Origin of the sequence: Pelagibacterium sediminicola, from assembly GCF_003390885.1 — a bacterium.
GTDB classification, from domain to species: domain Bacteria; phylum Pseudomonadota; class Alphaproteobacteria; order Rhizobiales; family Devosiaceae; genus Pelagibacterium; species Pelagibacterium sediminicola.
This window is the reverse complement of the sequence record NZ_QMEL01000002.1, coordinates 288479-309543: the sequence shown is the minus strand read 5'-3', so window position 1 is coordinate 309543 and position 21065 is coordinate 288479. Positions and strand designations below refer to the sequence as shown.

At 64.1% G+C, this 21065-nt stretch carries 20 protein-coding genes; 6 read left to right on the top strand and 14 right to left on the bottom strand.

Translation table 11 applies throughout. The features are described from left to right. The first annotated feature begins 8 nt into the window (after positions 1 to 8). The 5 genes from gcvT to DQG18_RS04700 all read left to right on the top strand — a co-directional run bounded on the left by gcvT (position 9) and on the right by DQG18_RS04700 (position 5631). Positions 9 to 1148, top strand: a complete 1140-nt coding sequence (gene gcvT, locus DQG18_RS04720) for a glycine cleavage system aminomethyltransferase GcvT (RefSeq protein WP_116653376.1) — start codon at positions 9 to 11, stop codon at positions 1146 to 1148. 16 nt (positions 1149 to 1164) lie between these two features. Further along, on the top strand, positions 1165 to 1530 hold the full coding sequence (gcvH, locus tag DQG18_RS04715) for a glycine cleavage system protein GcvH (protein ID WP_116653078.1): 366 nt from the start codon (positions 1165 to 1167) through the stop codon (positions 1528 to 1530). A gap of 17 nt (positions 1531 to 1547) precedes the next feature. Then, positions 1548 to 2951, top strand: a complete 1404-nt coding sequence (gene gcvPA, locus DQG18_RS04710) for an aminomethyl-transferring glycine dehydrogenase subunit GcvPA (RefSeq protein WP_116653077.1) — start codon at positions 1548 to 1550, stop codon at positions 2949 to 2951. Continuing rightward, complete coding sequence (gcvPB, locus tag DQG18_RS04705) at positions 2948 to 4498, top strand: aminomethyl-transferring glycine dehydrogenase subunit GcvPB (protein ID WP_116653076.1); 1551 nt, start codon at positions 2948 to 2950, stop codon at positions 4496 to 4498. The genes gcvPA and gcvPB overlap by 4 nt, the downstream gene beginning before the upstream one ends. Before the next feature lie 83 nt (positions 4499 to 4581). After that, on the top strand, positions 4582 to 5631 hold the full coding sequence (locus DQG18_RS04700; protein WP_245958366.1) for a DUF2332 domain-containing protein: 1050 nt from the start codon (positions 4582 to 4584) through the stop codon (positions 5629 to 5631). Between the two features lie 267 nt (positions 5632 to 5898). Here the strand turns inward: DQG18_RS04700 and DQG18_RS04695 are convergent, their stop codons facing one another. The 9 genes from DQG18_RS04695 to DQG18_RS04655 all read right to left on the bottom strand — a co-directional run bounded on the left by DQG18_RS04695 (position 5899) and on the right by DQG18_RS04655 (position 14355). After that, positions 5899 to 6216, bottom strand: a complete 318-nt coding sequence (locus tag DQG18_RS04695) for a RidA family protein (protein ID WP_198669683.1) — start codon at positions 6214 to 6216, stop codon at positions 5899 to 5901. 104 nt (positions 6217 to 6320) lie between these two features. Then, entirely contained in the window at positions 6321 to 6803 is a 483-nt protein-coding gene (locus DQG18_RS04690; protein ID WP_116653073.1) for a F0F1 ATP synthase subunit B family protein, read from the bottom strand. A gap of 6 nt (positions 6804 to 6809) precedes the next feature. Further along, positions 6810 to 7442, bottom strand: a complete 633-nt coding sequence (locus tag DQG18_RS04685) for a F0F1 ATP synthase subunit B (protein ID WP_116653072.1) — start codon at positions 7440 to 7442, stop codon at positions 6810 to 6812. Between the two features lie 115 nt (positions 7443 to 7557). Continuing rightward, the gene (locus tag DQG18_RS04680; protein WP_116653071.1) at positions 7558 to 7785 is read right to left on the bottom strand and encodes a F0F1 ATP synthase subunit C; all 228 of its coding nucleotides are present in this window, start codon (positions 7783 to 7785) and stop codon (positions 7558 to 7560) included. Between the two features lie 44 nt (positions 7786 to 7829). Beyond that, the gene (locus DQG18_RS04675; protein ID WP_116653070.1) at positions 7830 to 8603 is read right to left on the bottom strand and encodes a F0F1 ATP synthase subunit A; all 774 of its coding nucleotides are present in this window, start codon (positions 8601 to 8603) and stop codon (positions 7830 to 7832) included. A gap of 4 nt (positions 8604 to 8607) precedes the next feature. Then, positions 8608 to 9003, bottom strand: coding sequence for an AtpZ/AtpI family protein (locus tag DQG18_RS04670; RefSeq protein WP_116653375.1), 396 nt, complete (start codon positions 9001 to 9003; stop codon positions 8608 to 8610). Positions 9004 to 9383: 380 nt separating this feature from the next. After that, positions 9384 to 12842, bottom strand: a complete 3459-nt coding sequence (locus DQG18_RS04665) for a chromosome segregation SMC family protein (protein WP_116653069.1) — start codon at positions 12840 to 12842, stop codon at positions 9384 to 9386. Positions 12843 to 13046: 204 nt separating this feature from the next. Beyond that, a complete protein-coding gene (locus DQG18_RS04660; RefSeq protein WP_116653068.1) occupies positions 13047 to 13751 on the bottom strand; it encodes a DsbA family protein in 705 nt (234 codons plus the stop codon). Positions 13752 to 13848: 97 nt separating this feature from the next. After that, positions 13849 to 14355: a DUF721 domain-containing protein gene (locus DQG18_RS04655; protein ID WP_157970001.1), complete on the bottom strand. Its 507-nt coding sequence runs from the start codon at positions 14353 to 14355 to the stop codon at positions 13849 to 13851. 42 nt (positions 14356 to 14397) lie between these two features. Here DQG18_RS04655 and DQG18_RS04650 point away from each other — a divergent pair, with 42 nt between their 5' ends. Beyond that, complete coding sequence (locus DQG18_RS04650; protein WP_116653373.1) at positions 14398 to 15462, top strand: A/G-specific adenine glycosylase; 1065 nt, start codon at positions 14398 to 14400, stop codon at positions 15460 to 15462. A gap of 242 nt (positions 15463 to 15704) precedes the next feature. Here DQG18_RS04650 and DQG18_RS04645 read toward each other — a convergent pair whose 3' ends face one another. From DQG18_RS04645 to DQG18_RS04625, 5 genes are all read right to left on the bottom strand, one after another. Then, positions 15705 to 16841 carry a site-specific DNA-methyltransferase gene (locus DQG18_RS04645; RefSeq protein WP_116653067.1) on the bottom strand — a complete coding sequence of 379 codons (1137 nt, stop codon included), beginning with the start codon at positions 16839 to 16841 and terminating at the stop codon, positions 15705 to 15707. 84 nt (positions 16842 to 16925) lie between these two features. Continuing rightward, a complete protein-coding gene (locus DQG18_RS04640; protein WP_116653066.1) occupies positions 16926 to 17558 on the bottom strand; it encodes a ribonuclease HII in 633 nt (210 codons plus the stop codon). A gap of 189 nt (positions 17559 to 17747) precedes the next feature. After that, entirely contained in the window at positions 17748 to 18899 is a 1152-nt protein-coding gene (locus DQG18_RS04635; protein ID WP_116653065.1) for a PA0069 family radical SAM protein, read from the bottom strand. 247 nt (positions 18900 to 19146) lie between these two features. After that, a complete protein-coding gene (gene moaB, locus DQG18_RS04630) occupies positions 19147 to 19683 on the bottom strand; it encodes a molybdenum cofactor biosynthesis protein B (RefSeq protein WP_116653064.1) in 537 nt (178 codons plus the stop codon). A gap of 3 nt (positions 19684 to 19686) precedes the next feature. Continuing rightward, positions 19687 to 20961, bottom strand: coding sequence for an MFS transporter (locus DQG18_RS04625; protein WP_116653063.1), 1275 nt, complete (start codon positions 20959 to 20961; stop codon positions 19687 to 19689). Positions 20962 to 21065: the final 104 nt, after the last annotated feature.

Below are 21065 nucleotides of genomic sequence, written 5' to 3'. Positions count from 1 at the left end.
AGAACATATTGGCCCAGGACAACGCCGACCTCCTGAAAACCGCGCTTTATGACCGCCACGTCGCGGCGGGCGGGCGCATGGTCGAATTCGGCGGCTACGCGCTGCCGGTGCAATACGCCGGCATTGTTGCCGAGCATAACCACACCCGCCAGGCGGCGAGCCTGTTCGATGTTTCCCACATGGGCCAGATGGTGGTGACCGGGCCGGACCACGAAACGACCATCGCCGCGCTCGAAGCCCTCACCCCCGGGGATCTCGCTTCCCTCGCCCCCGGCCAGATGCGCTATACGGTCCTGCTCAATGCGAAAGGGGGAATCGAGGACGACCTGATGGTCACCCGCCCCGCCGCCGGGGAGGCGCCGGACGGTGTGATATTCATGGTCGTCAACGCCGCGCGCAAGCATCACGATCTGGCGCTCATGCAAAAAGCGCTGCCGGAGGGCGTTTCCGTTACGCTGCGCGACGATGTTTCCCTCCTCGCCCTGCAAGGTCCCGCCGCCGCCGAAGTGCTCGGCGGCCATACCGATGTCGCCGACCGGCTGGCGTTCATGGAGACCTTGCCCGCAACCATCGGTTCGATCCCGGCCAGCGTTTCGCGCTCGGGCTATACCGGCGAGGACGGGTTCGAGATTTCCGTTGCCAACGAGGATGCGCCCGCGCTGTTCGACCTCCTGATGGCCAACCCGCTGGTCAAACCCGCCGGGCTCGGCGCCCGCGACAGCCTGCGGCTCGAAGCCGGGCTTTGCCTTTACGGGCACGACATGGACGATACCATCGATCCGGTCTCCGCCAATCTGCTGTTCGCCATCGGCAAGCGCCGCCGCGCCCAGGGCGGGTTCATCGGCGACGAGGCGGTTATGGCCCGTCTGGCGCAAGGGGTGGCCGAGCGGCGTGTGGGCCTGCGCTTCGAGGGCCGCCAGCCGGTGCGCGAAGGGGCCGAACTGATCGATGAAAACGGCGCCGTCATCGGGCGCGTCACGTCGGGCACCTTCGCCCCCACGGTCGAGGCGTCCATAGCATTGGGCTATCTGCCCGCCGATCTTGCCGCCATGGACACACCGATTACCGCCATGGTGCGTGGCAGGCCGGTGGCCGGCGCCGTCGTCGCCACACCTTTCGTTCCACACCGCTACGTCCGCAAAGCTTAAAAAAGGGAGCCTCACCATGACCACCCGCTACACTCAAGATCACGAATATGTCCGCCTCGATGGCACGACCGGCACGGTCGGGATTTCCAACTACGCCCAGGAGCAGCTTGGGGACATCGTGTTTGTCGAACTGCCTGCCGTTGGAGCGGAGTTCAAGAAGGGCGATGAGATCGCCGTCGTCGAATCGGTCAAGGCCGCTTCGGAAATCTATGCGCCCGTCTCGGGCAAGGTCGTCGCGGTCAACGAGCGGCTGGCCGATGAACCGGGCCTCGTCAACGCCGATGCGGCGGGGGACGGCTGGCTGGTCAAGTTCGAGCTGTCCGATGCGGGCGAGCTCGACGGCCTGATGGACGAAGCCGCCTATACCGATTTCGCGGTCTGAGCGTTAAAGGATTTTCGATGCGTTACCTCCCCCATTCCGAGGCCGACCGCACCCACATGCTGGGGGTGATCGGCGCAAGATCGGTCGATGAATTGTTCGCCGCCGTACCGGCTTCGGTGCTGGACACGTTTTCGCCGGATCTGCCCGATCACCAGCCCGAATTCTCGGTCGAAGCCCATATGCGCGCGCTCGCCAGACAGAACCATGCGGCGGGCGACGGGCCGTTTTTCGTGGGGGCAGGGGCCTATCGCCATCACGTTCCGGCAAGCGTCGACCATCTGATCCAGCGTTCCGAATGGCTGACGGCCTATACGCCCTACCAGCCGGAAATCTCGCAGGGCACGCTCCAGATGCTCTTTGAGTTCCAGACCCAGGTGGCCCATCTGCTGGGCATGGAGGTCGCCAACGCCTCGATGTATGACGGCTCGACCGCCACCGCCGAGGCGGTGCTGATGGCCCGCCGCATCACCAAAAAAAACAAGGTGATCCTGTCGGGCGGGCTGCACCCGCAATATCGCGACACGGTGGTGACCTATCTCTCGGGGCTCTCGGGGCTCGAATGCCTCGCGCCTTCCCCGGAGGGGCAGGGCGACATCATCGACCATATCGATGACGACACCGCCGCCATCGTCATCCAGACCCCCGATTTTTACGGCCATTTGCGCAACGTCTCAAAGCTCGCCGAAGCGGCGCATGCCAAGGGGGCGCTGCTGATCGTGGTGGTGACTGAAATCGTCTCGCTGGGGCTGATCGAGGCGCCCGGCGCGCTGGGCGCGGATATCGTCGTGGCCGAGGGCCAGTCGATCGGCAACCCGCTGACATTCGGGGGGCCGTATGTCGGGCTGCTCGCCTGCCGCGAAAAATTCATCCGCCAGATGCCGGGGCGGCTGTGCGGGGAAACGGTGGACGCTGAGGGACGGCGCGGATTCGTGCTGACGCTCTCGACCCGCGAGCAGCATATCCGCCGCGAGAAGGCGACGTCCAACATCTGCACCAATTCGGGGCTCTGCGCGCTGGCCTTTTCCATCCATATGTCCTTGCTGGGCGAGCGGGGGCTTTATCGCCTCGCAAAGCTCAACCACGCGCGGGCCTGTGCGCTTGCCGATGCGCTGGCGACGGTGCCGGGCGTCGAGGTGCTCAACGAGACATTTTTCAACGAGATGACTGTGCGGCTTCCGGTTTCCGCGGCCCCGCTGGTCGAAAGACTGGCCGCCGGGGGCATCCTTGCGGGGGTGCCGGTTTCGAGGCTCGAACCGGGCAAACCTGAAGTTGAAAACCTTCTCGTTCTTGCCGCCACCGAATTGACCACCGACGCCGACATAGCCGCGTTGGTCGAGGCGCTTGGAGCGATCTCAGGAAAAGTGGGAACCGGTTTTCCGGTTCGGGATCGCGACCAGAAAGAAACCGGAGAACTGGCATGAGCATGAACACGCAAGGCCGTCCCACCGCCCCGCAGGCCGTTGCCGTCGGCTCCCCGGCATCGGGCTCGGCGCTGCTGCCCGAGGAAGCGCTGTTGTTCGAGATCGGCGATCGCGACCATTCCGGTGTCGATCTGCCCGATGTCGAGGTGTCCGATGACCGGCTCGGCGGCTTGCGGCGCAAGACCCCGCTCGACCTGCCGGGCCTAACCGAGCCCGAGGCCATGCGCCACTATGTGCGCCTCTCGCGCCGGAATTATTCCATTGATTCGGGGATGTATCCGCTGGGCTCGTGCACGATGAAGCACAATCCGCGCCTCAACGAGAAAATGGCCCGGCTGCCCGGCTTTGCCGATGTCCACCCGCTCCAGCCGGTCTCGACCGTACAGGGCGCGCTGGGCGCCATCGAGGAACTGGCCCGCTGGCTGATGGAATTGACCAACACCGAGGCCGTCGCCATGTCGCCCAAGGCGGGCGCGCATGGGGAACTGTGCGGCATGATGGCGATCCGCGCCGCCCATGCGGCCAACGGACAGACACACCGCAACATTGTGCTGGTGCCCGAAAGCGCCCACGGCACCAATCCGGCGACCGCGGCGTTTCTCGGCTACGAGGTGAGATCGATCGACGCCAATGAGCACGGCACGGTGGATGTCGAGGCGGTAAGGGCCGCGCTCAGCGATGACGTGGCGGCCATCATGCTCACCAACCCCAATACCTGCGGGCTGTTCGAGAGCCAGGTGATCGAGATCGCCGAGGCGGTCCACGAGGCCGGGGCTTATTTCTATTGCGACGGCGCGAACTTCAACGCCATCATGGGCGTGGTGCGGCCGGGGGATCTGGGCATCGACGCCATGCATATCAACCTCCACAAGACCTTCTCCACCCCCCATGGCGGGGGCGGGCCGGGTGCGGGGCCGGTGGTGCTGTCCCAGGCGCTCGCGCCTTTTGCGCCGGTGCCGTTCGTGCGCAAGGGTGGGGACCATCTCGAACTGGTCGAGCACGCCGAGGGTGGCAGTTTCGGCCGCCTCACCGCCTTTCACGGGCAGATGGGCATGTATATCCGCGCGCTCACCTATATGCTCAGCCACGGCAAGGACGGGCTGGCACAGGCAGCGCGCGACGCGGTGCTCAACGCCAATTATATCAAGGCGCGGCTCGAAGACCTGTTTTCGGCGCCCTTCAACGGGCAGCCGGTGATGCACGAAGCGCTGTTCGACGATGCGTTCCTCAAGGGGACAGGGGTCACCACCCTCGATTTCGCCAAGGCGATGATCGATGAGGGTTTCCACCCCATGACCATGTATTTCCCGCTGGTGGTGCAAGGGGCCATGCTGATCGAGCCCACCGAAAGCGAGTCGCTCCAGACGCTCGATGCATTCATCGCAACGATGCGGGAACTGGCGGAGGACGCAAGGGCGGGCAATGCGGGGCGGTTCACCTCGGCCCCGCGCCGTGCGCCGCTGGCCCGGCTCGATGAAACCCGTGCCGCCCGCCAGCCCCGGCTGAAATGGGTTCGGCCCGAAGCCTCGCGCGAGGCGGCGGAATAAGAGTTTGTCGACAGGATCAATTCCCCATTGATCCTGTCGACAAAGGCCCTAAACTCCCGACGTAAAAAGTCGGAGGGCACCCAATGACGCACATGACCCCGCATGTGGCCGATACCTTCGTGTTCCAGGCCGCCGCCTGCCGCACACTGGGCTCGCCATTCACCGCCAATTTGTGCGAGCTGCTGCTCAGCAATCTCGATGAGTCTTCGCGGTTCGGCGCGCGGATTATCGGCTGGCCCGATTCGGCCCGCGCCGACGCGCTGGCACTGCGCGCCTGCGGCGCGCTGCACTGGCTGGCCCGTTCGGGCAAGGCGCGCGACCTTGCTGCGCTCTATCCCCCGCTCGAAACGCGGCCCGACGTGCTGTGGGAGGCGGTGAAGACCGCTATCGACCGCCACGACGACGCACTGCACGATTTTCTCGACAGCCCGCCCCAGACCAACGAGGTCTCCCGTTCCTCGGCGCTGCTGGGGATGACGCTGAAATTTGCCCAGCGCTGGAAGATGCCGCTCGCCCTTTACGAGATCGGCGCCAGCGCCGGGCTCAATCTCGCCTTCGATAATTATCGCTATCGTCTGGGCGAGGACCGGGAATGGGGGAAATCGGACGCGCTGGTCGAGATCGAGAGCCAGTGGCGCGGTCCGCTGCCCCCGCTCGAGGCGGAACTCGAGGTGGTTTCGCGCGCGGGTTGCGACCGCAACCCCCTCGATCCGCATGAACCCCAGAGCATCGAGCGCTTGCTCGCCTATATCTGGCCGGACCAGCGCGAACGCATCGAGCGCATCTCCGCCGCCCTGATGGCAGCCGCCTCCATGCCATATGTGGTCGACCGGGCCGACGCCGCGGATTGGGTCGAGGCCAGACTGGCCGAATCGCCCACCGAGGGTGTCGTCCGCGTGTTTTTCCACACCATCGTCTGGCAGTATCTCTCGGAAGACACCAAGGACCGCATCATGGCGGCCTTTGAAGTGGCTGGGGCGGCGGCGACCGAAGAGACGCCGCTGATCTGGATGTATATGGAAGCCGAAGATCACCCCGCCGGCGCCGTCCTCAAGCAAACCGTCTGGCCGGGCGGCAAGATCGAAACCGCCGGGCTCGCCGATTATCACGGGCGCTGGGTGGACTGGGTTTAGGGCGTTTAAGATTTTGATGGAAACGGCTGTTTTCTTGGAGCACCAGTTTTGATGGAATCAAAGCAGGTGCTCCAGGTCTTTGATTTATCGCGTTGCCGAACCGAATAAGTGGCGCCCACTTATTCTGGAAACGCTCTGGTTGCTGTCCCGGCGAAAGCGGGGACCCATGCTCCAATTTCAGTAACCGCAAATCGCGAAGTATGGTCCCCGGCTTTCGCCGGGGAAGCGAACAGGTAAAGACGGTGGTTCCGCAAATAAGGAGTTGCTCTACTCCACCGCTGCCACGACGATGATCTCGACACGCAAATTGGGCGAGGCCAGTCTGGCCTCGAAGGCGGCGCGGGCGGGGGGATTGGATTTATCGATCCACTGATCGTAGACCGAGTTCATCGCCGCAAAGTCTGTGATATTGCCAAGCAGCACCTGCACCGAGAGTGCCTTGCTCTTGTCGGTGCCCGCAGCGGCGAGAAGGGCGTCGATCTTGTCCAGCACCTGCTGGGTCTGGACCTCGATGGTCGCGAATTCGTCGGCGGCGACCTGTCCGGCCAGATAAAGGGTGTTGCCGTGCCTGACGGCCTGGCTCATGCGCGGGCCGGGCTGGTAGCGGGTGACGGTCACGATCTTTCTCCTTGGGTTCGATACGAAAACAGGCCCCGCGGGGCCTGTTGGAAACTCAGCCGTGGTCCGATCTAATTGAGACGTGCGGCGATGTCCTTGATCGATTCATCGACCAGCGTACCGCCATCTTCCTGGACCTTTTCGGCCAACAGGAGACGGGCGGCCTCGACGGCGACGTCGGTTGAGCGGGCCCGGACCTCGGTCAGCGCCTGGGCTTCGGCCTGTGCAATCTTGTCCTCGACGGCTCTGGTGCGGCGGGCGACCATCTCCTCGAGCGAGGCCTTGGCTTCCGCCGTCAGGCGTTCGGCTTCTTCGTGGGCGGCGGCTACGATTGCCTCTGCTTCGCCCTCGGCGGCCTTGCGCCTGGCCTCGTACTCATCGAGCAGGGCCTGCGCGTCTTCGCGCAGCTTGCGGGCTTCGGCAAGCTCGTCGGCAATCTTTGCGATCCGTGCGTCCATCGCCTTGGCGACCATGCCGGGCACCTTGAGCGCGATGACAATCGCAAAAAAGATCAGGAGGGCGACAAAGGCCCAGAACGTGGCATCGAGTTCCATATCCGTTTACTCCTTGCCGACCGTTGCAACCGCCTTGCGGGCGTCGGCGATCGACACCTTGCCGAGCAGTTGCCCGACCACCGCCTGCGCGGTTTCCGAAGCGATTTCGCCCACGTGATCGAGCGCCTTTTGCTTGGTCCCAGCGATGCGGCCTTCCGCCTCGGCGACCTTTTTGGAGAGATCGTCCTCGATGCGCTGGCGCTCGGTATCGATCCGCGCCTTGCTCTCGGCACGGGCCTGCTCGGCGATCACATGCGCCCTGGACCGGGCTTCGGCGAGCGCGGTTTCATAGGAGGCGATGGCGTCGTCGGTCTTCTTGCGCAGCCGGTCGGCCTCGACCAGATCACCCTCGATCCGGTCGCGCCGCTCCTCAAGCACGGACCCGATGCGGGGCAGCGCCAGCCGGCTCATGATGAAATAAAGTGCCGCGAAGCTGATCGCCAGCCACAGGATCTGGGAAGCGAACGTCGTGGAATCGAAGGGAGGGAACACCTCGGTGTGGTGCTCATCGACGCTTGCCTCGGTGCTTTCGAGCAGAGCGCCCTCGGACAAGGTATGGTCGCCGCCGACAGAGTCAAACTCGGGCGTCACAACGACCGTTTCCGTATCGCCTGCCTGCGCAATTGTAATGCGTGCCATATCCGTCACTCGCCGGTATCAATTGAGTGAACCGCCGCACGGCAGTTCATGCAGAGCCGGCAGCAAGGCCAAAGGCCCGGCTACCGGGAAATCGTAAAAGCGCGAACGCCGGTCCTCAGACCGCGAACAGGAGCAGAAGAGCAACCAGGAACGAGAAGATGCCCAGGGCTTCGGTCACGGCGAAGCCGAAAATCAGGTTGCCGGTCTGCGAGGGAGCGGCAGACGGATTGCGCAGGGCACCCGAGAGGAAGTTTCCGAAGATGTTGCTCACGCCGATAGCTGCACCGGCCATACCGAAACAGGCAATACCAGCGCCGATGTACTTTGCGGCTTCAGCTTCCATTTTATGATCCTTTCAAAGCCTGAAAATTGGATTGTCGTCAGCGATCAATGCGACGGATGGATCGCATCGTTGAGGTACATGGCGGTCAGAACGGCAAAGACGTAAGCCTGAACCGTGGACACCATGAATTCGAGGGCAGTAATCGCCACGCCCATGAAGAGCGGCAGCACGGACCCCAGGATGCCCAGGGCCCCGAGCGAGCCGAGCGACACCACAAAGCCCGTGAAGACCTTGAGCGTGATGTGACCGGCGAGCATGTTTCCGAAAAGACGGACGGAGAGCGAAATCGGACGCGAGAGGAACGAAATGACCTCGATCGGCGTCACGATGGGAATGATGTAGCCGGGGACCCCCGAAGGCACGAACAGCTTGAGAAAGCGCGGGCCGTTCTTGAGAAAGCCGTAGACCACGACCACCGTCATCACCAGCATCGAGAGCGCGAAGGTCACGATGATGTGGCTGGTGAAGGTGAAGAAATAGGGGACCATGCCGAACATGTTCCCGATGAAGATGAACATGAACAGCGAAAAGACGAAGGGGAAGAACTTCATGCCCTCGGTGCCGGCGCTGCTTCGCACCATATTGGCCACGAATTCATAGGTCATTTCGCTCGAGAGCTGCCAGCGGTTGGGAATGAGCGAGCGCCCCCTGGTGGAGAGCAGGAGATAAACGGAGATCGTAATCACCGTCAGCACCATGAACAGGGCGGAATTGGTAAACGCGATCGTGGTGCCGCTGCCGGCAGTGCCGTCGCCCCCGATGGTGCCCAGGGTAAAGATGTCGTTGATGACAAACTGGTGAATTGGATCGTTCGCCAAGTGCCTAAACCCCGTCGCGCCTTTGGTCCGCGTCGTCCTTGTCCCCGGAGGACGCCGACGATCTGGTATTGAGTTCCGCCACCACGCGGATGACGTTCAGTATTCCGGCGGCAAATCCCAGAATGAACATTCCGAGCAATGCCCAAGGCGCCGTCCCTGCAACCTCGTCGATCAGGTAGCCGATACCCGACCCCACAAGGATGGCCGCGACGAACTCCGCTGCAATGCGCAAGCCGCGCGCCAGCATCGTCATGTCGCCCTGCCGGGACGCCGCCTCGCTGCCCTGAGCCAGCGCGCGTGCCTCCTGAACCTTCCTGATCCGTTCGGCCAGCTCGGATGTCTCCGAGGACCGTGAGGGGGAAGGCTCGTGTCCTTCGGGGTTGTCTCTGGATTTGGCCATGAAAACCTTGCCCTGATCCCCCGCGGAACACCCGGCAAAGGGTGCCTTGAAAGTCGCGCGCACCATAGTTGCGGCTCCTTTTGAAGTCAAGGCGCGATGTATGGTGTTTTTGTGAGCAAAATCAGTGTGTTAAATCGACCTGACAGGGGTGCGGCATTGCGTCAACACCCCCAATGTGTCGAGACTGGGGCGGGAAGGGATTCTCCGGGCAGGCGGGACCGGTGAGATCGGGGCGCTAGATCGTTTCAGGTCTTGATGGAAACGGCCTGCCATGGCGGTTGGGGTTGGATCGCACTGGATTGCCGGGAACCAGTCCCGGAATGACATTGGTGGCTTTGGCCGATACCTGCGACTTGTTCGGGCAATCGAGTTTTGAGCAGTCAGCTCGCTTCGAGAAAGCTTTCCGCTGTGCGCAGGTCGACGGACACGAGCTGGCTCACCCCGCGTTCGGGCATGGTGACGCCGAACAGACGGTCCATGCGGCTCATGGTGATGGGGTTGTGGGTGACGACGATGAAACGGGTCTCGGTGCGCTCGCGCATGGAATCGAGCAGGTTGCAGAAGCGCTCGACATTGGCGTCGTCGAGCGGCGCGTCCACCTCGTCGAGCACGCAGATGGGGGCGGGGTTGGTGAGAAACACCGCGAAAATCAGGCTCATCGCCGTCAGCGCCTGCTCGCCGCCCGAAAGCAGCGTCATGGTCTGGGGCTTCTTGCCGGGGGGCCTTGCGATGATTTCGAGCCCGGCTTCGAGCGGATCGTCGCTCTCGACGAAGGTAAGTTCGGCCGTGCCGCCCCCGAACAGGGTCGTGAACAGGTCGCGGAAATGGGCGTTGACCTTCTCGAAGGCCTCGGTGAGCCGCGCACGGCCCTCGCGATTGAGGCTCGCAATGCCGGTTCGCAGCTTGGCGATGGCCGCGATCAGGTCCTCGCGGTCGGCGATCATCTTGTCAAGCTTGTCCTGAACCTCGCGCGCCTCTTCCTCGGCCATGAGGTTCACCCCGCCCAGCCGCCCACGCTCGGCCTTGAGACGATCGACGCGCCCCTCGATGGCGCTCTCCTCGGGCAGCGCGTCCTCGGGCTTGATGCCCGCCGCTTCCGCGGTGCGGCTTGCGGGAATGTTGAGGGTTTCCCCGATCTGGCGCTCGATCTGCTGGCGCTGGACGATATTGCCCTTGAGCCGTTCCTCGACGCGCGCGATCTCGGCCCGCGTGCCGGCCAGCGCCTCGGCGGTCAGCCGGGCGGCACGTTCTGCCTCGCGGTAGCCGGTCTGGGCCTCGGCCAGCCTGTCCGATGCGCGCTTGCGGTCGGCTTCGGCGTCGGCAATCTGCTCGTCGAGATCGTCGCGGCGCTTGTCGAAGGCATCGGGCGTGGCGTTGAGTGCTTCAAGCTGCGTGCCGATCTCGGCGCGGCGGGTCTTGAGCGTTTCGATCTGGCTCTGGGCGGCGGAGCGGCGGCGCTCCCAGCTTCCAAGCTCGGAGGCGATCCGGCCCAGCCGGCCCTGGCGCATCTGGGCGGCGCTATCGAACCCGGCGAGCCGCACGCGGGCCTGCTCGGCGGCTTCGCGCAATCCGCTGAGCGCGCGCTGACGCGTCTCGGCCTCGCGCACCGCATCGCCCTCGTCCCCGGCGTCGGCCAGCGTCCGGTCGGCGGCGTCCTTTTGGCTGCGCGCCTCGGCAATGGTTTCATCGAGCCGCAGGCGCGATTCTTCGAGCGCCGCCTCGCGGGCGACGAGATCAGCAAGGTTCTTTTGCGCCGCATCGAGCCCGGCCTGGGCCGCTGCGATGGCGCGCTGGGCCTCGCGCCATTCGGCGCGCCGGCCGATCTCGGTCTGCCGTGCCGCATCGAGCAGGCCCTTGAGCGCTTCGAGCGCGCCCTGCGCCGTCTCGCGCTCCTTGCGCAAACCGGAAATCTCGGCATCGAGTTCGGCCAGCCGGTTGCGTTGCGCGAGCCGTTGCGCGGCGGGTGTCGGCGCGTCGGCCTTGGCAACGAACCCGTCCCAGCGCCAGAGCCCGCCATTCTTGCTCACCAGCCGCTGGCCCGGTTTGAGTTGACCCATCAGCATAGCGCCCGCATCGCCATCGACCAGCCCGATCTGGTCGAGCCTGCGCTTTAACAGCGTCGCCCCGGACACAAATTGCGACAGCGGTAACACCCCATCGGGGAGCGGCGCATCGTTCGCGCCGTCGCCGGCGGGGGACCAGAAGAGCGGCGCGGCGTTGTCCGAAGAGGCTTCCAGATCATCGCCCAGTGCCGCGCCCAGCGCGGTTTCATAGCCCGGCGCGACCTTGAGGGCATCGACGATGGATGGCCAGAGCGCGCCGCCATCGACATTGAGCACCCGGGCCAGCGTCTCAGCTTCGCTTTCGAGCCGATTGAGCCTGCCTTCAAGCTCGGTGAGCGCGGGCTGGGCGGCATCGAGCGCCGATTGGGCTTCGCGTGCCGTCAGTTCCGCGCGTTCGGTCTCGGCTTCTGCATGGGCTGCCGCCCCTTGTGCGGATTCGAGCGCCGTGCGCCGCTCGGCAACGGTCTGGTCCGCCGCAAGGCTCCGGGTCACCGCCTCGGCGTCGCGCACGATATCGGCCATCTGGGTTTCGAGCCGGGCAAGACGCTGCGCGGCGTCTTCGGCGGCGCGCTGTGCCTGGGTACGGCGCGCCCGGATTTCGGCCACGGAATCGGCGGCGGCGCGGGCAACCGTCTCGGCTTCGGCCAGCGCGGCGCGCGCCGTCTCGGCCTCGTTGCGGGCCACTTCGCTTGCCTGACGATCTGTTTCGGCGGCGCTTTCGAGTTCCTTTTGCTCTGCGACGAGCCCCTCGATGATCGTCCGGCTCTCCTCGATCAGCGCCGCCTCGCGCGTGCTGTCGGTTTCGATCTGCCTGATGCGGTCCTCGAGATCGGCGCGGCGCGCATTGGCCTGCCGCCATTCGTCCTCGATCTGCCCGCGCAGGATGGTGAGGCGCTGGAGCACGGCGCCCGCCGCCGCATCGGCGTCGCGCAGGGGCTGCAGGGCGGCATCGGCGGCTTGCGTCGTTTTCTGGGCGGCAAGATCGAGATGGGTCGCCTCGGCCAACTGGGTGATGAGGCGCCCCTGCTCGGCCTCGGTCTCCTTTTCGGCGAACCGGGCCTTGACCCAACGGATGTGATAGAGGGTCGCTTCGGCCCGGCGGATGTCGCCCGAAAGCGAGCGGTAGCGCGTTGCCTGCCGCGCCTGGCGCTTGAGGGTTTCAAGCTGCACCTCGACCTGGGCGATGATGTCGTCCACGCGTTCGAGGTTCTGTTCGGCCCCCTTAAGCCGCAATTCGGCCTCGTGCCGGCGCGAATGCAGCCCCGAAATCCCCGCCGCTTCTTCCAGAAGGGCACGGCGCTGGGTGGGCTTGGCGGCGATCAGTTCCCCGATCTGGCCCTGCCGCACGAGGGCCGGGGAGTGCGCGCCGGTCGAGGCATCGGCGAATAGCAACTGCACGTCGCGCGCTCGCACGTCCCGTCCGTTGACGCGATAGACCGAGCCCTGCTCGCGCTCGATGCGGCGCGAGATTTCGAGCGTATCGACGGTGTTGAACTGGGCGGGGGCGGTGCGGTCGGTGTTATCGAGGGTGACGACGACTTCCGCCGAATTGCGGGCGGGCCGGTTGCTCGAACCGGAAAAGATCACATCGTCCATGCCCGAGGCCCGCATGGCCTTGTACGAGCTTTCGCCCATCACCCAGCGCAGCGCTTCCACCAGATTGGACTTCCCGCACCCGTTCGGGCCCACAACGCCGGTCAGCCCCGGCTCGAACACCAGTTCGACCGGATCGGTGAAGGATTTGAAGCCGGTGAGCTTGAGGCGCGAGAATTTCATCGGGCGTCTCGGGGGAAACATTTCGGCTCAGGCGAAACTGGCCGTCTCCGCAACCCCCTCATCCGACCCGGCTTCGCCGGGCCACCTTCTCCCACGAGGGGAGAAGGGTATCCGTGGATGTTTCGGCTTGCGAGCCCCCCTCTCCCCTCGTGGGAGAGGGGTTGGGGGTGAGGGGGGGCGGTGACAGCGACAGCCAGACTGATCTTACAACTGTGCGTCGATAGCCTCGGAAAGGCTTTCGTAAGTCGCACCCGTTTCAAGCCGTTGACCGTTGACATAGAAGGTTGGCGTACCCGTGAGGCCGAACTGGTCGAGGGCCTGTTCGCGCATGGATTCCAGTGCAGCGAACATTGCCTCGTCGGTCAAGACTTCCTCGAACCTTTCCTGTGTAAAGCCGAACTGCTGGGCGATCTGGAAGATCGCCTGGCGCGGATTTTCGGCGGTGGCCCACTGGTTCTGCGTGGACATATAGGCCGCCAGCACATCGTGATAGGCGTTGCCCGAAGCCTCGGCCACCATGAAGATGGCAAGATCGAGCACGTTGCGCCGGAAAGCGCGTGCGATGAACCGGATGCGGCCGGTATCGATATAGGTCTGCTTGACGCGCGGATAGACGGTGACGTGGAAATTGGCGCAATGGGGGCAGGTGGGCGAGACATATTCGATGAGGGTGACATCGGCATCGACCCCGCCCAGCGGGCGGTCGGCGATCCCGTCGGGGTTGTTGATCGGCTGGCTGTCGATCGGCTCGATAGGGGAGCCGTCATAAAGCGTAACCTCGCCATCCGGTGCGTCGGCGGTTTGCGCGGTCGCTTCGTCCGGGGCGTTGGAACTGTCGCTGCACCCGTAAAGTAGCGTGGCAATGCCGAGGCCGGAGCCCATGGCGAGCAGGTTTCTGCGATTGAGCAATGGATCAACTCCCGATCGAAAGATAATTGCGGCGCACACTACACATGGAGACAAAGGCCGCAAGTGGGCAGGACAATCAACTCAAGGTGAGGACTGCTTACCTTTTGCTCTTGCCCATGACTTCGCGTCCCAGCTTTTCGAGCGCGGCGCGCAGGCCTTCGTCCTCTATCACCGAAACCGCCTCGGTCAAATGGGCGGCCTTTTCGGCGGGAAGCTCGGCGGTGGGCTTGTCCGTCGCCTTTTGCGGCTCGGTATAGGGGGTGGGCGAGAGCCTGACGCCGGAGATCAGGAGGTAGCCGAAATAGCGGTTGATGGCGGCGGTAATCGCGGGGGCTTCGTGTGAAAGCGCCAGCGCATGGCCCTCGCGGCACCGAAGATAAAGCACCGCCCCTTCCGGGTCGGGCCGGTCGCGGCGCGGCCAGACCAGCTTGTCGGGGGCCGCGATCGCGTCATAAGGGGTGGGCGCGATCGATTTCCAGTTGGCGATCAGGTCGCGGCTGGCAAACCCCCGCCGCCTCAGCGCGGTGTCGAGCGTGTTGCCCAGCATATCGCCCAGATGAACGGCGCGGTTGGCCCGTTTGGGTGGTGGAGATTTCTTGGCCATGCTTGCGTGCCGCTCGCGGATAAGGTTCTCTCCACAACCATTATGGCCCACGACGCTTCTGCGCAACATTCTCCCCGCCCCATCGACGCCGCCGCCGTTCTTGCATGGTACGACCGGCACGCGCGCGTGCTGCCATGGCGCGTTTCGCCGAGCGACAGGGCGCGGGGGGCAAGGCCCGACCCCTATCACGTCTGGCTGAGCGAAATCATGCTCCAGCAAACGACCATCGCGGCGGTGGGGAAATATTTTGCCGCCTTCACGCGCCTCTGGCCAAACGTTGAAGCGCTTGCGGCGGCCCCGCTCGATGACGTGCTCGTCCAATGGGCGGGGCTGGGCTACTACGCGCGGGCCCGGAACCTGCACGCCTGCGCGCGGGCGGTCGTGGAACGGCATGGCGGAAAATTCCCCACGAGCGCGGCGGCCCTGCGCGATCTTCCCGGCATCGGCGATTATACCAGCGCGGCAATCGCCGCGATTTGCCACGACGAGCGGGTCGCGGTGGTCGATGGAAACGTGGACCGCGTGGTGGCGCGATACCTCGCCCTGCCGCGCCCGGTGCGTGAGGAAAAGCCGCTGGTGCGGGCAACGGTGCAGCACGCGGTGCCCGTACGGGCGGGAGATTTCGCGCAAGCCATGATGGATCTGGGCGCAACCGTCTGCGCCCCGCGTCGCGCCAACTGCCTCATCTGCCCGCTCGAACCAGACTGCGCGGGGGCGGCATCGGGCAACCCGCTCGCCTTTCCCGTGCCGCCGCAAAAGCCGGTGCGCCCCACGCGATACGGCCATGCGTTCGTCATCGTTCACGCGGGCAAGGTCTTTCTCCGCCAGCGTGGGCCCAAGGGCCTGCTGGCGAAGATGACCGAGGTGCCGGGGAGCGAGTGGACGTCAGGGACGACCGAGCCTGTGTTTCCCTTCGACGCCGGATGGAGGCGGGCCGGAACGGTTGAGCATACCTTCACGCATTTTCATCTGGTCGCGGAGGTGTGGAGCGTCAGTGGCGATCTTCCGCTGGACGAGGGCTGGTGGGCCGATATTGATGCTCTCGACAATGAGGCATTGCCGAGTGTTTTCCGCAAGGTGCTGAGGGTGGCGGGGGTGGAGAATTAGACTGGTGGTTATCCCTGTATGACCGTCACACACAGCAGTGTCATTCCGGCATTTATTGCCTGAATCCACAGCGATGGTTCCAAATACTCCTGTGCCCCCGGCAGAACCGCACTGGACCCTGGGAATAAATCCCGGGGTGACACATGAGCAAGTTGCAGATTCCTGAGCGGCGGCCATCATCCAAAAAAGGACCCCCGAACCAGGTTCGGGGGCCAGAATGCCTGACTGATTGGAGGTCGGGATCAGGCAGAAATCTTTTCGAGCCTTGCGCGTATCCTGCCGCGCATATCGTCGATGGGGAAAAGTTTCCCCTTGTCTTCAAAGTGCCAGAACGTCCAGCCGTTGCAGGCTTCAAATCCCTGCACCAGAGCGCCGACGCGGTGGATGGACCCACTCTTGCCGTCGCTGACCAGCGATCCGTCGGCACGAACCGTAGCGCAATAACGCTTACGGTCGTCGAATAGTTGCGTGCCCGGTGCAATCAGCCCCTGCTCGATCAGCGAGCCGAACGGAATGCGCGGGGCGCTGCGTTTGGGTGTGGTGGTTTCGATAGCTGCGGAATCGTACGGTTTGATGGCCGCAATGCGTTTCAAAGCTGCGTTTATATAGGTGTTTTCGCGTTCGATGCCGATGAAATGGCGCCCCAGCTTGCGCGCCACGGCGCCCGTCGTGCCTGTGCCAAAGAACGGGTCGAGCACGACATCGCCCGGTTGCGTCGTCGCCATCAGCACGCGATGGAGCAGCGCTTCGGGCTTTTGCGTGGGGTGGACCTTGTCGTCATTGGCGTCGCGCAGGCGCTCGCCCCCGGTGCAGATCGGGAACAGCCAATCGGACCGCATCTGCACGTCGTCATTGGCGAGCTTGAGGGCTTCATAGTTGAAGGTAGGGCGGCTCTTGCGACTGCGCGAGGCCCAGATCAGCGTCTCGTGGGCATTGGTGAACCGGGTGCCCCGGAAATTGGGCATGGGGTTGGACTTGCGCCAGATCACGTCGTTGAGCATCCAGTAGCCCAGATCCTGGAGCGCCGTGCCGACGCGGAAGATGTTGTGATAAGACCCGATCACCCAGATCGCCCCGTCTGGCTTCAATACGCGGCGAGCGGCGCGCAGCCAGTCGCGGGTGAATGCGTCGTAATGGGCAAAGCTCTCGAACTTGTCCCAATCGTCATCGACGGCATCGACCTTCGACTGGTCGGGGCGGGTGAGCCCCTCTTCGAGCTGGAGGTTATAGGGCGGGTCGGCAAAGATGAGATCGACCGAAGCTTCGGGCAGCGCGTCCATCTGCGCGATGCAGTCGCCAATGAGAATGGTGTCGAGGGGAAGGTGGCTCGCCTGAGCCTCCGGGCCGCGCTGACGCGCGGCGGAGCCGGTACGCAACATCTTGATAACCCTAACGCAATACTAACCCGGTCTTTGTACCGCGTTAGGGTTAAACGCCGCCTAAGGGTTAGGGTTAACGGGTGCTTACTTGGAGAGGGCCGCCATGACCGGGGCAAAACTCATCCGGTGCAACTCGGAGGGCCCGAGCGCGGCCAGCGCCTCGAGATGGAGCGCGGTGCCGTATCCCTTGTGCTGGGCGAAGCGGTAATGGGGATGGTGGCAATCCATTACCCTGCACATGCGGTCGCGCACCACCTTGGCAACGATCGAGGCCGCCGCGATTGATACGCTCCGGCCATCGCCCCCGATCACATGCTGGCCGGGGCAGGAAAGGCCGGGAGGAACGCGGTTGCCGTCGATCAGCGCGAGGTCGGGCCGGACGGGCAGCGCATCGAGCGCCCCGCACATCGCCCACATCGTGGCGCCCAGGATATTGAGCCTGTCGATCACCTCAACCGGGGCGGCGCAAAACCCCACCAGCGCGGTGCTCATGATCGTCTCGAACAACGCCTCGCGCCGCGCTTCGGTGAGCTTTTTGGAATCGTTGAGCCCGGAGGGGATATTGTCTGGGTCCAGGATGACCGCCGCGGCGACCACCGGCCCGGCGAGGGGGCCGCGCCCGGCCTCATCGACGCCCGCGACAAGGCGCGCGCCATCGGCCTGCGCGGCGTGTTCGTGGAAAAGATCCGGCTGATCGGGCGAATCGGTTCTGGCCATGCCGGGACAATGCCCGACTCCGCTCCGAACCGGAAGCTGCTGCGACCGCGGTGTCACGCTCTGGACCCCGGGAATAAATCCCGGGGTGACATCGGAGGTGAGGAGAATACAGAACAAAACACCATCGTCATTCCGGGATTTATTCCCGGCAATCCAGTGCGCTGCCTCGATCATCGGGCCAAATGCAGACTAGAAAAGACTAAGCTGCGGCTCGTCCTTTTTCGCGTGGGTGAAGAGATCGGTGCGCAATGCCGGCCCGCCCTTTTCTAGACCAAGCCGGATAATGGCCTTCTCGAACCGCTGCTGCATCAGGAGCGCGTAGGGGCCCTCGCCCTTGAAACGCGAGCCGAAGCGCGGATCGTTATCCCTTCCCCCGCGCGTGTCGCGCACGAGGTTCATCACGTGCCGGACCTTGTCGGGGTAGGTCTTCAAAAGCCACTCGCGGAAAATGTCGCGCACCTCGCCCGGCAGGCGCAAAAGGATTATCGAAGCCGCGTCCGCCCCTTGCGCCTTGCCGGCGTCGAGAATGCGTTCCAGTTCGTGGTCGTTGACCGCCGGGATCATCGGTGCGGCCATGATACGCGTCGGGATACCCGCTTCGGAGAGAAGCTTGAGGGCTTCGAGCCGCCGCGACGGTGTCGAGGCGCGCGGCTCCATGAAGCGCGAGAGCTTGTGGTCCATCGAAGTCACCGACATGCCGACCGCGACCAGATCGTGTCTGGCGAGTTTGGTGAGGATGTCGAGATCGCGCACGATCAGCGCCGATTTGGTGACGATGGTCACGGGATGTTTCGTTTCGAGCAGTACCTTGAGGATCGAGCGCATCAGCCGGTGCTTGCGCTCCACGGGCTGGTAGGGGTCGGTATTGGTGCCGATGGCGATAGGCTTTGGCCTGTAGCGCGGATTGGCAAGCTCGGCGCGCAAGAGTTCGGCGGCATTGACCTTGACATAGATATCGCGCTCGAAATCCACCCCCGCCGAATGGCCGAGATAGGCGTGGCTGGGCCGCGCATAGCAGTAGGAGCATCCGTGCTCGCACCCGCGATAGGGGTTGATCGAGCGGTCGAACCCGATGTCGGGCGACACATTGCGCGTGATGATGGATCTGGCGCGCTCGATATGCTCGCGCGTCTCGAAGGTTTCCTCGGGCTCGGGCTCCCAGCCGTCGGCGAACATCTCGCGCCGGTGCGCCTCGAACCGCCCGCTTTCGTTGGATTTCGCCCCGCGCCCGCGCAGCCGGTCCGTGTCGATGACCGGACGGCTCAGGAGATCGACATCGCGCGTGCCGAACAGCCGCCTGCGCGCGTCCAGCGAGTCACCCCTTGCACCGATCTGCGCCATCGTCCGGCTCCATTCTTCCGCGTCATATGAAAAAGGCGAATCGCGCCTTCTCCGTTCCTTTAACGATAGCGAAAGAATTAGAACATAACAAGAACATTGGTGAGGTTTACCTGGCCCTTCTCCAATCGCTGTCCCGGCGAAAGCCGGGACCCATACTGCCGCATACGCTGGCGGTTGTGGCGTGGACTCCGGCTTTCACCGGAGAAGCGAACGGCGGGTGGGGGGAATCGTCGGAGAGAGCGTTACCCTACCGCTCAGTGAGCCGTGGCATGATCTCGATGAAATTGCAGGGCATGTGGCGGCTGTCGAACTGGTGCTTCAAGATGCCTTCCCATGCGTCCCGGCACGCGCCTTTCGAGCCCGGCAGGCAGAAGACGAAGGTGGAGCCGACGAGCCCGGCGGTGGCACGCGATTGCAGCGAGGAGGTGCCGATCGTCTGGGCCGAATACAGATGGAACAGCACCGAGAACCCGTCCATCCGCTTGTCGAACATTGGCTCTATGACATCGGGGGTCACGTCGCGCCCCGAAAACCCGGTCCCCCCGGTGGTCAGCACCACATCGATAGTCGGCTCTTCGATCCATTTCTGGACCTGGGCGGCAATGGCCTTGCCATCGTCCGTCGCAATGGCGCGCTCCATGCACCGGTGACCGGACGCCTCGATCAGTTCGGCAAGCAGGGCGCCGGACGTATCGGTTTCGAGCGTTCTCGTGTCGGAGACCGCGAGAACCGCGAAGGTGACCGGTACGAAGGCTACGGATTCATCAACTCTGGTGGGAAACATTGTCTAGGTCTCGTCGGGGTTGGCGCTGTCTGGAATCTCGAAATCCTCGCCATCGGAACGCGGATCGAGCGCAATGGTTTCCGCCGTGACGGTCTGTTCGGCCGGGAAGGGCTGGAAGGGCGCGCGTTCTTCTGCCGGGGCCCGCGAGCGCATGCGCATGCGTATGAAGGCAATGCCTGCCAGCGCGGAATGAAACACGGCGGTCACCATGAACAGGGTCACGGGACCGAAGAACTGCATGGTGAACGAAGCCGCGATGGGCCCCAGCATCTGGCCCGACCCCAGCACCAGCAGCATGCCGGAGGCGATCCGGCCAAAGCTTCCGTCATCGGCGAAGTCGTTGGCATGGGCGACCGCGATGGCATAGAGCGAGTAGGCGGCAAGGCCGTAAAGGGCAAATAAGATATAAAGAAAGCCGTTCTCGCCGGGGTTGAAAAGCATCAGCAGGACCCCCGCCAGCGCGCCTACAAGCGCCACCCCGATCATCACCTTGCGCCGGTCGATCCGGTCGGACAGCCGGCCCAGCGGAACCTGCGCGATGGCGCCCGAAACGATGGCAAGGCTCATCAGATAGGCGATGGTTGACGTGGAGAACCCGCGCTCGATGCCATAGACCGGCGCCAGCGTGCCGAAGGCGCCATTGGCCATGCCGACCGAAAAGGCGGCGATGACCGCAACCGGCGAGGTGCGGTAGATAAGCCCGATATCGAACGACGCCGACTTGAGCGGTGCGGGTTGCGGCGTAAGGGTAACGGCGGTGGGCAGCACCGCCCCGATATAGGCAATGGCCGCAAGAACGAACGGGATATACCCCGCCACCCCGGTCACCGCGATGATCATTTGCCCGGCGGTCGAGGCGAACAGGGTCACGCTCACATAGATCGAAAATGTGGTGCCCCGGCTCTCATTGTCCGAAACCTCGTTGAGCCAGCTTTCCACCACCATGGCGGCCCCGGCAAAACAGAAGCCCGAAAAGACCCGCAGGCCGATCCACGCCATGTCGTTGATGAAGATGAGGTTGAACAGGATCGTCATGCACGCGATGGACGCCATCACCGCATAAGAGCGGATATGGCCCACGCGGCGCACGAGGAACGGCACGGCGATCGACCCGGAAATGAATCCCACCGACCAGCCCGTTCCGATCAGACCCAGCGCGATGAGGGAAAAGCCCTCCTCGGACCCGCGCACGGGAAGGATCAGCCCGTGCATCCCCCCTGCAATCATCAGCAGGGCAGAGCTGAGCAAAAGTGCGGAAATCCTGACGACCTGCGACATGCCTGACCCTATGCTGATCGTTTTCTGGCTGGCCGCAGACTAACCGGTTTGCCGGCGGCTTGCCACACCGCAACCGTCTTGCTTCGGCGATGGTTCCAAATTGG